The organism is Amycolatopsis sp. TRM77291 (assembly GCF_054166285.1).
In genome coordinates this window covers 6,486,616-6,497,373 of record NZ_JBSZHF010000001.1, presented here as the reverse complement: position 1 = coordinate 6,497,373, position 10,758 = coordinate 6,486,616, and the positions used below count along the sequence as shown (strand labels likewise).

The 10,758-nt window shown below is 67.0% G+C and carries 3 protein-coding genes; all 3 read left to right on the top strand.

Annotated features, from left to right (window positions below; genetic code table 11):
- Positions 1-1,020 precede the first annotated feature (1,020 nt).
- The 3 genes from rpoB (at position 1,021) to ACXIZN_RS30015 (ending at position 10,474) form a co-directional block, all read left to right on the top strand.
- The gene (gene rpoB, locus ACXIZN_RS30025) at positions 1,021-4,521 is read left to right on the top strand and encodes a DNA-directed RNA polymerase subunit beta (protein WP_457958371.1); all 3,501 of its coding nucleotides are present in this window, start codon (positions 1,021-1,023) and stop codon (positions 4,519-4,521) included.
- A 91-nt stretch (positions 4,522-4,612) separates the two neighbouring features.
- Positions 4,613-8,524 (top strand): DNA-directed RNA polymerase subunit beta', encoded by a 3,912-nt coding sequence (locus ACXIZN_RS30020; protein ID WP_257489273.1) that lies wholly within the window; start codon positions 4,613-4,615, stop codon positions 8,522-8,524.
- A gap of 189 nt (positions 8,525-8,713) precedes the next feature.
- Positions 8,714-10,474, top strand: coding sequence for a hypothetical protein (locus tag ACXIZN_RS30015; RefSeq protein ID WP_457958369.1), 1,761 nt, complete (start codon positions 8,714-8,716; stop codon positions 10,472-10,474).
- The last annotated feature ends 284 nt before the right edge of the window (positions 10,475-10,758 follow it).

The following is a 10,758-nucleotide window of genomic DNA, read 5'->3' as shown; positions in this document are numbered from 1 at the left end:
CCCCGCCCCCTCGAAGTGACCCCACCGGATCGCGTTTAGCCCGCTAAACGCGATCCGGGCGCCGACCTGCGTTTAGCCCCCTAATCGCGATCTGGGCCGCGGCGGGCGCCCCGTTCCGTGAAGGCCTCCTTGAGCGACCCAGCGTCCCTCAAGGAGGCTTTCTGGCGTTCCCGCCCCGGACCTGCGTTTAGCGGGCTAATCGTCACGCGTGGCGCGTTGACCAGGGACTCAAGGGTCGCCGCTGGGCCGGAGCTTGAAGGCCGCCGCTCGAGCTTGTCCAGATGCCCGGAGGACGTCAGCAAGGTCCACGTTGTCGAAGCCCGTCGTCCATCTCGGCGAGCCGATGGACGAACGCGCCGAGCGTGCACATCGCCACGTAACGGCCGCCCATCCCGAGGACGACCGCGTCGCGATCAGCCCGCTAAACGCAGGTGCGCCGCCCTGCCTGTGCGCCGCACCAGAAGGCCCACCGGTCACAACGGTCACACGGGCCGAGTTCGTCCGAAGCGCCTCGCCGCGAGCCTGGCCCGACCCGGTGACCGTCCGGGAAGCCCCGCCGGCCGGATCGCGATTAGCCCGCTAAACGCAGGTCGGCGCGCCGGCGCCGTCACCTGCGGGTACCGGGCGGTAACCAGGATGATCGTCCTGTGAAGCGCCCCGCGCGGAGCTACTTCCACGCTGCGCCAACCGGCGGGACCACCGCGCGGCATCTTGACTCAGAGCCCCTGTGGGGTCACGCTTACTGGCAACGGCGTGAACCGGCGGTGCCCTTGCGGGAGGGACGGTCCGGGGAGGCCGAGGAGAGGCATACCTGAAGACGTTGCGATGCAGGCTGGGCCCCATCGGGAGCGCCCCCTGGACAGACCGCGACGTTCGGGCTAGACTGCTTCTTTGCGCTGCCCTCTTTCAGGCTGCCCGGAGCCGGTAGTTAGGATAGTGGGCACACGGCACCCTTGACAGATCGCATCAGCTGTTGCTGACGCGGCTGCTCACCGCTCATTGTCCCCGGAAGGACGCATCTTGGCAGTCTCTCCCGCGAACCAGGCCACTGCTGCGACCACCTCGGCTGTATCTCGCTCGGAGTCCACGGGAATCCCGGGAGCCCCCAAGCGGGTCTCCTTCGCAAAGATTCGCGAGCCGCTCAGCACCCCGAACCTGCTCGACGTGCAGATCAGGTCCTTTGAATGGTTCACCGGCGACGAGGCGTGGTTCGAACGCCGCGTCGAAGAAGGTGAAGAAAACCCGGTCGGTGGCCTGGAAGAGGTCCTCAACGAGATCTCGCCGATCGAAGACTTCTCCGGATCCATGTCGCTGTCCTTCTCCGACCCGCGCTTCGACGAGGTCAAGGCCTCCGTCGAGGAGTGCAAGGACAAGGACATGACGTACGCGGCCCCGCTGTTCGTGACCGCCGAGTTCGTGAACAACAACACCGGCGAGATCAAGAGCCAGACGGTCTTCATGGGTGACTTCCCGGTGATGACCGACAAGGGCACCTTCGTCATCAACGGCACCGAGCGTGTCGTCGTGTCCCAGCTGGTCCGTTCGCCGGGTGTGTACTTCGACACCAGCGTCGACAAGACCACCGACAAGGACGTCTTCAACGTCCGTGTCATCCCGAGCCGGGGTGCCTGGCTGGAGTTCGACGTCGACAAGCGCGACACCGTCGGCGTCCGCATCGACCGCAAGCGCCGCCAGCCGGTCACCGTGCTGCTGAAGGCGCTCGGCTGGACCACCGAGGCGATCCGCGAGCGCTTCTCCTTCTCCGAGACGCTGCTCGCCACCCTCGAGAAGGACCACACCGCCGGCACCGACGAGGCGCTCCTCGACATCTACCGCAAGCTGCGTCCGGGCGAACCCCCCACGAAGGAGAGCGCGCAGACGCTGCTGGAGAACCTGTTCTTCAAGCCGAAGCGCTACGACCTGGCCAAGGTCGGCCGGTACAAGCTGAACAAGAAGCTCGGCCTGACCACGCCGTACGACACCGGGACGCTGACCGAAGAGGACATCGTCTCGACGATCGAGTACCTGGTCCGCCTGCACGCGGGCGAGGACAAGGCGACCGTCGGCGACCAGGTCATCCCGGTCGAGACCGACGACATCGACCACTTCGGCAACCGTCGTCTCCGCACCGTCGGCGAGCTCATCCAGAACCAGATCCGCGTGGGTCTGTCCCGGATGGAGCGCGTCGTCCGCGAGCGGATGACCACCCAGGACGTCGAGGCGATCACGCCGCAGACCCTGATCAACATCCGTCCCGTCGTGGCGGCGATCAAGGAGTTCTTCGGTACTTCGCAGCTGTCGCAGTTCATGGACCAGAACAACCCGCTGTCGGGGCTGACGCACAAGCGTCGTCTGTCCGCCCTCGGCCCGGGTGGTCTGTCGCGTGAGCGCGCCGGCATGGAGGTCCGGGACGTCCACCCGTCGCACTACGGCCGCATGTGCCCGATCGAGACGCCGGAAGGCCCGAACATCGGCCTGATCGGTTCGCTCTGCTCGTACGCGCGGGTCAACCCGTTCGGTTTCATCGAGACCCCGTACCGCAAGGTCGTCGAGGGCCGTGTCACCGACCAGGTCGACTACCTCACCGCGGACGAGGAAGACCGCTACGTGAAGGCGCAGGCGAACGCGCCGATCTCGGAAGACGGCACCTTCGTCGAAGACCGCGTCCTGGTCCGTAAGAAGGGCGGCGAGGTCGAGCTGATCGACCCGCTGGACGTGGACTACATGGACGTCTCGCCGCGGCAGATGGTCTCGGTCGCGACGGCGATGATCCCGTTCCTCGAGCACGACGACGCGAACCGCGCGCTCATGGGCGCGAACATGCAGCGTCAGGCCGTTCCGCTGCTGCGCAACTCGGCCCCGCTGGTCGGCACCGGCGTGGAGCTGCGTGCCGCGGTGGACGCCGGTGACGTGCTCGTCGCCGAGCAGGCCGGTGTGGTCGAGGAGCTCTCGGCCGACCTGATCACGATCATGCACGACGACGGCACGCGGAAGAGCTACGGACTGTACAAGTTCCGTCGCTCGAACCACGGCACCTGCTTCAACCACCGCCCGATCGTCAACGAGGGCGACCGGGTCGAGCAGGGGCAGGTCATCGCCGACGGCCCGTCCACCGAGAACGGTGAGATGGCGCTCGGCAAGAACCTGCTCGTCGCGGTCATGCCGTGGGAGGGCCACAACTACGAGGACGCGATCATCCTCTCCGAGCGCCTGGTGCAGGACGACGTGCTCACGTCGATCCACATCGAGGAGCACGAGATCGACGCCCGCGACACCAAGCTGGGCGCCGAGGAGATCACCCGGGACATCCCGAACGTCTCCGAGGAGGTCCTCGCCGACCTCGACGAGCGCGGCATCATCCGTATCGGTGCCGAGGTCCGCGACGGCGACATCCTGGTCGGCAAGGTCACGCCCAAGGGCGAGACCGAGCTGACCCCGGAGGAGCGCCTGCTCCGCGCGATCTTCGGCGAGAAGGCCCGCGAGGTCCGCGACACCTCGCTGAAGGTGCCGCACGGTGAGACCGGCAAGGTCATCGGCATCCGCGTGTTCTCCCGCGAGGACGACGACGAGCTGCCCCCGGGCGTCAACGAACTGGTCCGCGTCTACGTGGCCCAGAAGCGGAAGATCCAGCCGGGTGACAAGCTCGCCGGCCGCCACGGGAACAAGGGTGTCATCGGCAAGATCCTCCCCGCCGAGGACATGCCGTTCATGGAGGACGGCACGCCCGTCGACATCATCCTGAACACCCACGGTGTCCCGCGGCGTATGAACATCGGCCAGGTCCTGGAGCTTCACCTGGGCTGGCTGGCGTCGCAGGGGTGGAAGATCGAGGGCAACCCGGACTGGGCGAAGAACCTCAACGAGGAGCTCTACGACGTCGACCCCGGCACGAACACCGCCACCCCGGTGTTCGACGGCGCGAAGGAAGAGGAGCTCACCGGGCTGCTCGGCGCGACCAAGCCGAACCGCGACGGTGAGCGCATGGTCAAGCAGAACGGCAAGGCCACGCTGCTGGACGGCCGCTCCGGCGAGCCGTTCCCGTACCCGGTCTCCGTCGGCTACATGTACATCCTGAAGCTGCACCACCTGGTCGACGACAAGATCCACGCCCGGTCCACCGGTCCGTACTCGATGATCACGCAGCAGCCGCTGGGTGGTAAGGCGCAGTTCGGTGGCCAGCGGTTCGGCGAGATGGAGTGCTGGGCGATGCAGGCGTACGGCGCCGCATACACCCTGCAGGAGCTCCTGACGATCAAGTCGGACGACGTGGTCGGCCGCGTCAAGGTGTACGAGGCCATCGTCAAGGGGGAGAACATCCCCGAGCCGGGTATCCCCGAGTCGTTCAAGGTGCTCCTGAAGGAGCTCCAGTCGCTCTGCCTCAACGTCGAGGTGCTGTCCAGCGACGGCGCCGCGATCGAGATGCGCGACTCCGACGACGAGGACCTCGAGCGTGCCGCGGCCAACCTCGGCATCAACCTGTCCCGCAACGAGTCGCCCTCGGTGGACGACGTCGTGCACTGACCCGCGATGAGGCGGGAGCCTGCCTCCCGTGGGCTCCCGCCTCCGCTCGCCAACTCCTCTAGTCGCATCAACCCCAAGGGGATGTAAAGACGTGCTGGACGTCAACTTCTTCGATGAGCTCCGCATCGGCCTCGCCACCGCCGACGACATTCGTCAGTGGTCCTTCGGCGAGGTGAAGAAGCCGGAGACCATCAACTACCGGACGCTCAAGCCCGAGAAGGACGGCCTCTTCTGCGAGAAGATCTTCGGCCCGACCCGGGACTGGGAGTGCTACTGCGGTAAGTACAAGCGGGTCCGCTTCAAGGGCATCATCTGCGAGCGCTGTGGCGTCGAGGTCACCCGCGCCAAGGTGCGTCGTGAGCGGATGGGCCACATCGAGCTGGCCGCTCCCGTCACCCACATCTGGTACTTCAAGGGTGTTCCCTCCCGCCTGGGCTACCTGCTCGACCTGGCGCCGAAGGACCTCGAGAAGATCATCTACTTCGCGGCCTACGTGATCACCGGTGTGAACACCGAGCTGCGGCACAACGACCTCCCGACCCTCGAGAACGAGATCGGTGTCGAGCGCAAGAACCTCGAGACCAAGCGTGACGCGGACATCGAGGCACGGGCGCAGAAGCTGGAAGCCGACCTGGCCGAGCTGGAGGCGGAGGGCGCCAAGTCCGACGTCCGCCGCAAGGTCAAGGAAGGCGGCGAGCGCGAGATGCGTCAGCTGCGTGACCGCGCCGGTCGCGAGCTGGACCGTCTCGAGGAGGTCTGGACGACCTTCACCAAGCTCGACACCCGCCAGCTGATCGCCGACGAGCTGCTCTACCGCGAGCTCGTCGACCGCTACGGCGAGTACTTCACCGGCGGCATGGGCGCGGAGGCCATCCAGAAGCTGGCCACCGAGTTCGACGTCGCCGCGGAGGCCGAGAGCCTGCGCGACACCATCCGCAACGGCAAGGGGCAGAAGAAGCTCCGCGCGCTGAAGCGGCTCAAGGTCGTCGCGGCCTTCCAGGCCACCGGCAACGACCCGCGCGGCATGGTGCTCGACGCCGTCCCGGTGATCCCGCCGGACCTGCGCCCGATGGTCCAGCTCGACGGTGGCCGGTTCGCCACCTCCGACCTGAACGACCTCTACCGCCGGGTCATCAACCGGAACAACCGGTTGAAGCGGCTAATCGACCTCGGCGCGCCCGAGATCATCGTCAACAACGAGAAGCGGATGCTGCAGGAGGCCGTCGACGCGCTGTTCGACAACGGCCGCCGCGGCCGCCCGGTCACCGGTCCAGGTAACCGCCCGCTGAAGTCGCTGTCCGACCTGCTCAAGGGCAAGCAGGGCCGGTTCCGTCAGAACCTGCTCGGCAAGCGTGTCGACTACTCCGGCCGTTCGGTCATCATCGTCGGTCCGCAGCTGAAGCTGCACCAGTGCGGTCTGCCGAAGGACATGGCGCTCGAGCTGTTCAAGCCGTTCGTCATGAAGCGGCTGGTCGACCTGAACCACGCGCAGAACATCAAGTCCGCCAAGCGGATGGTGGAGCGGTCGCGGCCGCAGGTGTGGGACGTGCTCGAAGAGGTCATCACCGGTCACCCGGTGATGCTGAACCGTGCGCCGACCCTGCACCGCCTCGGTATCCAGGCCTTCGAGCCGCAGCTGGTCGAAGGCAAGGCCATCCAGCTGCACCCGCTGGTCTGTGAGGCGTTCAACGCGGACTTCGATGGTGACCAGATGGCCGTGCACCTCCCGCTGTCCGCGGAGGCGCAGGCCGAGGCCCGCATCCTGATGCTGTCGGCGAACAACATCCTTTCGCCGGCGTCGGGCCGTCCGCTCGCCATGCCGCGTCTGGACATGGTGACGGGTCTGTTCCACCTGACCCGCCTGACCGAGACCGCCGAGGGCGCGGGCAACGCGTACTCGTCGCCCGCCGAGGCGATCATGGCGTTCGACCGCAAGGCGCTGAGCCTGCACGCCCCGGTCAAGATCCGCATCACCGACCGTCAGCCCGCCAAGGCCGACGAAGCGGCGCTCGCGGAGAAGGGCTGGGAGCCGGGCAAGGCGTGGCTGGCCGAGACCACCCTGGGCCGCGTGCTGTTCAACGAGCTGCTGCCGGCGGACTACCCGTTCATCAACGAGCCGATGCCGAAGAAGCGTCAGGCCGCGATCGTGAACGACCTCGCCGAGCGCTACTCGATGACCCAGGTCGCGCAGACCCTGGACCGCCTGAAGGACGCCGGTTTCTACTGGGCGACCCGTTCGGGCGTCACGGTCGCGATCTCCGACGTTCTCGTCCCGACCGGCAAGAAGGCCATTCTGGACGAGTACGAAGGCAAGGCCGACCAGGTCGAGAAGCGGTACCAGCGTGGTCAGCTGTCGCACGCCGAGCGCAACAACGAGCTCGTCAAGGTGTGGACGCAGGCCACCGAAGAGGTCCACAAGATCATGGAGACGGCGCTGCCGGACGACAACCCGATCGCGATGATCGTGAAGTCGGGCGCGGCGGGCAACATGACGCAGGTCCGGTCGCTGGCCGGTATGCGTGGTCTGGTGTCGAACCCGAAGGGTGAGTACATCCCGCGTCCGATCAAGGCCAACTTCCGTGAAGGCCTGTCGGTGGCGGAGTACTTCATCGCGACGCACGGTGCCCGTAAGGGTCTGGCGGACACGGCGCTCCGTACCGCCGACTCGGGTTACCTGACCCGTCGTCTGGTGGACGTGTCGCAGGACGTCATCGTCCGCGAGATCGACTGTGGCACCACCCGCGGTATCAACATGCCGATCGGCGAGGACATCGGCGACGGCAAGGTCCTGCGCGACCAGCACGTCGAGACCAGCGTGTACGCGCGGAACCTGGCGACCGACGCGGTCGACGCCAAGGGCAACGTCGTGCTCAACGCCGGTGACGACATCGGTGACCCGGCGATCGACAAGCTCATCTCGAGCGGGATCTCCAAGGTCAAGGTGCGCTCGGTGCTGACCTGCGAGTCGGCCGTCGGTATCTGCGCCACCTGCTACGGCCGGTCCATGGCGACCGGTCAGCTCGTCGACGTCGGCGAGGCCGTGGGTATCGTCGCGGCCCAGTCGATCGGTGAGCCGGGTACGCAGCTGACGATGCGTACGTTCCACCAGGGTGGTGTCGCCGGTGACGACATCACGACCGGTCTGCCCCGTGTCCAGGAGCTGTTCGAGGCCCGGGTCCCGAAGGGCAAGGCGCCGATCGCCGACGTCGATGGCCGCGTGCGCATCGAGGAGAGCGAGCGGTTCTGGAAGATCACGCTGATCCCGGACGACGGCAGCGAAGAGATCGTCTTCGACAAGCTGTCCAAGCGTCAGCGGCTCGCGAACACCCCGAACGGCCCGCTGGGCGACGGTGACCGCGTCGCGGTCGGCCAGCAGCTGCTCGAAGGCACGCCGGACCCGCACGAGGTCCTGCGGGTCATGGGGCCGCGCGAGGCGCAGATGCACCTGGTGGACGAGGTCCAGAAGGTGTACCGGGCGCAGGGTGTGTCGATCCACGACAAGCACATCGAGGTCATCGTGCGGCAGATGCTGCGCCGCGTGACGATCATCGACTCCGGTGCCACGGACTTCCTGCCGGGCGAGCTGCCCGAGCGGACCAAGTTCGAGGCGAAGAACCGCGCGTCGGTCGCCGAAGGCGGCGAGCCGGCCTCGGGTCGCCCGGTGCTGATGGGGATCACGAAGGCCTCGCTGACCACGGACTCGTGGCTGTCGGCGGCCTCGTTCCAGGAGACCACGCGTGTCCTGACCGACGCGGCCATCAACGGCCGCTCGGACAAGCTCGTTGGCCTCAAGGAGAACGTGATCATCGGTAAGCTGATCCCGGCCGGTACCGGGATCAACAAGTACCGCAACATCCAGGTGCAGCCGACCGAGGAGGCGCGGGTCGCCGCTTACGCGATCCCGTCCTACGACGACGGCTACTACACCCCGGACGTCTTCGGCTCCACGCCGGGCGCCGCGGTGCCGCTGGACGACTACGACTTCGGCCGCGACTTCCGCTGACCGAAGCGAAATCCACGAGAAGGGCCCCCGCCGATCCGGCGGGGGCCCTTCCCGTTTCCCGGAATGTTCCAATTCGGCTCCCTTCACCCGAAACGGGTACGCACCCTCCTCAGCGCTCGCTAAATTGATCGGGTTCCACGCGGCTCGGGGGCTGTGCGCATTCCATTGGGTTATCTGGGGAGACTCTGCGTGAGCAAAGGACCTGGCGCGAGATTCATCGCGCGTACTGCGGGGATCTATCTTGCGACGATCGCCGCGGGCGCGGCACTGACCGGTGTGTTCGCCGCGCCCGCCGTGGCGGATCCGGAGCCTTCGGCCCCGACCTCAAGTGTGCCGACGACGTCCGAAGCGCCGAGTAGTGCTCCGGCCCCGACGTCGAGCGCGCCGCCGGTCGAGACTCCTTCGTCCGCGGCGCCGAAGCCGCAGGCCGCGAGCGACAAGCTCGAAGCTTCGGTCACGTTCGAAAAGTCGTCTTACCGGACCGACGAAGACGTCCGATTCACCTTCAAGGTCAAGAACGTCAGCGGAACTCGCGTGACCGGCCTTCAGCTGAACTATTTCTTCGGCGAACCGGGCGCCCTTTCGATCCCCTATGAGACGGGCTGGCAGGAACTGGGTCGCTCGCCTGGGGTGAGCCTCGAGTCGGCGGGGACCATCGAGATCACCGTCACCGGACAGGTGGCGGACCTCGACAGTGACGTCGTGAACGTTCGTGGCTTCCTTTACGACGATTCTTCGTTGAGCATCGGCGAGTTCAAAGCCAGCGTCCCCGTCACGAAGGTCGTCGGAGGCGCGGAGGGAGTCGTGTTCGGCGACAAGAACGGCAACGGCAAGCTCGACGACGGCGAACAGCTCGCCGGTATCCCGCTCACCTTGCGCCACACCCTTGGCACCAAGGAGTACAAGGCCACCAGCGACGCCGAGGGGAAGATCGACTTCGGCGACGTCGCGGCCGCCCGGTATCTCCTCGGCGGCGGCGAGGCGATCAAGGGTTGGCTCTTCCCGACCAAGGTCGTCCAGGTCGGCGCGGACACCACGAACCTGCCCATCCGCGGGGTGCAGCCGTTGAACGGCGCCCTCAAAGCATCGGTGTCCTTCACCAAGGACACGTACAAGGCAGGCGAGCTCGCCCACCTCACCGTCACGCTGACGAACTCCGGATCCATCCCGCTCTCCGGCATCGTGGCGGGATGCAATCGTGTCGGAACGGACTTCGGCCTGAAGGGTAACGGTCCCGGTTGGGGGGAGCTCGCCTACTTCGCGGGCGGGGTGACGATCGCTCCTGGCGAGACCAGCACCTTCGACGTGTCCGAAAAGGTCCCGGACGCCGCACTGAACCATGGCCGTGTCGCGGTGGGTTGTGACTTCGGCTATGCCGACGTCGACATCGAGGGCAACCCGTCCGCGGTCGACGAAGCGGCGGTGCCCGGTGGGATGGCCACCCTCGCGGGACAGGTCGCCGACGACTCCGATTCGGGCAAGCGGGGGCCGGGGATCGCCGGCGTCAAGCTCATCCTCTCTTCCGACGGCGACTGTCCGACCATCGTCGAGACCACGACCGACGCGGACGGGAACTTCAAGATCGAGAATGTGGTGCCGGGGCCGAAGTACCGCCTGTTCTTCGCGCCGCCGAAGGGTTGGCGGATCAAGAACGAGAACCCGACCTCGATCTACGTCGTCGGTCCTCCGGACAACCCCGCCCGGCTGCACGTCGGAGCGGAGAAGGGCGAGGAACCGCCGGTCACCATGCCTACCCGGCGTCCTGGCTGTGACGCGTCTGGAACCACTACGCCAGCACCCGGTACGCCGGGTCAGCAAGGTTCCGGCGGCGGAACGGGCCTGGCCAGCACCGGTGCCGACGTCCTCGGCCTCGGTGCCCTCGCCCTGGCCGCTTTGGCCCTCGGCGGGGGTCTGGTCTTCACCTCACGCCGCCGTCGCCAGGCCGACTGACCTGCGTTTAGCCCCCTAATCGCGATCTGCCGCCTGCCCGCGCCCGATGCCACCGGGTCGCGTTTAGCCCGCTAAACGCGATCCGGTGGCTCTTGCGTTCAGCGGGCTAATCGCGATCTGCCTCGACGCCCGCCCCCGACCTGCGTTTAGCCCCCTAATCGCGATCCGGCGGGCAGGGGCGCAGGTCAGGGGTAGGTGACGGGGGTGAAGTAGGTGTCCGGGAAGGGCGCCCCCGTGAACGTGTAGTGCCGCCATTCGTCGGCGAGGCTCCGGACCCGGCCTCC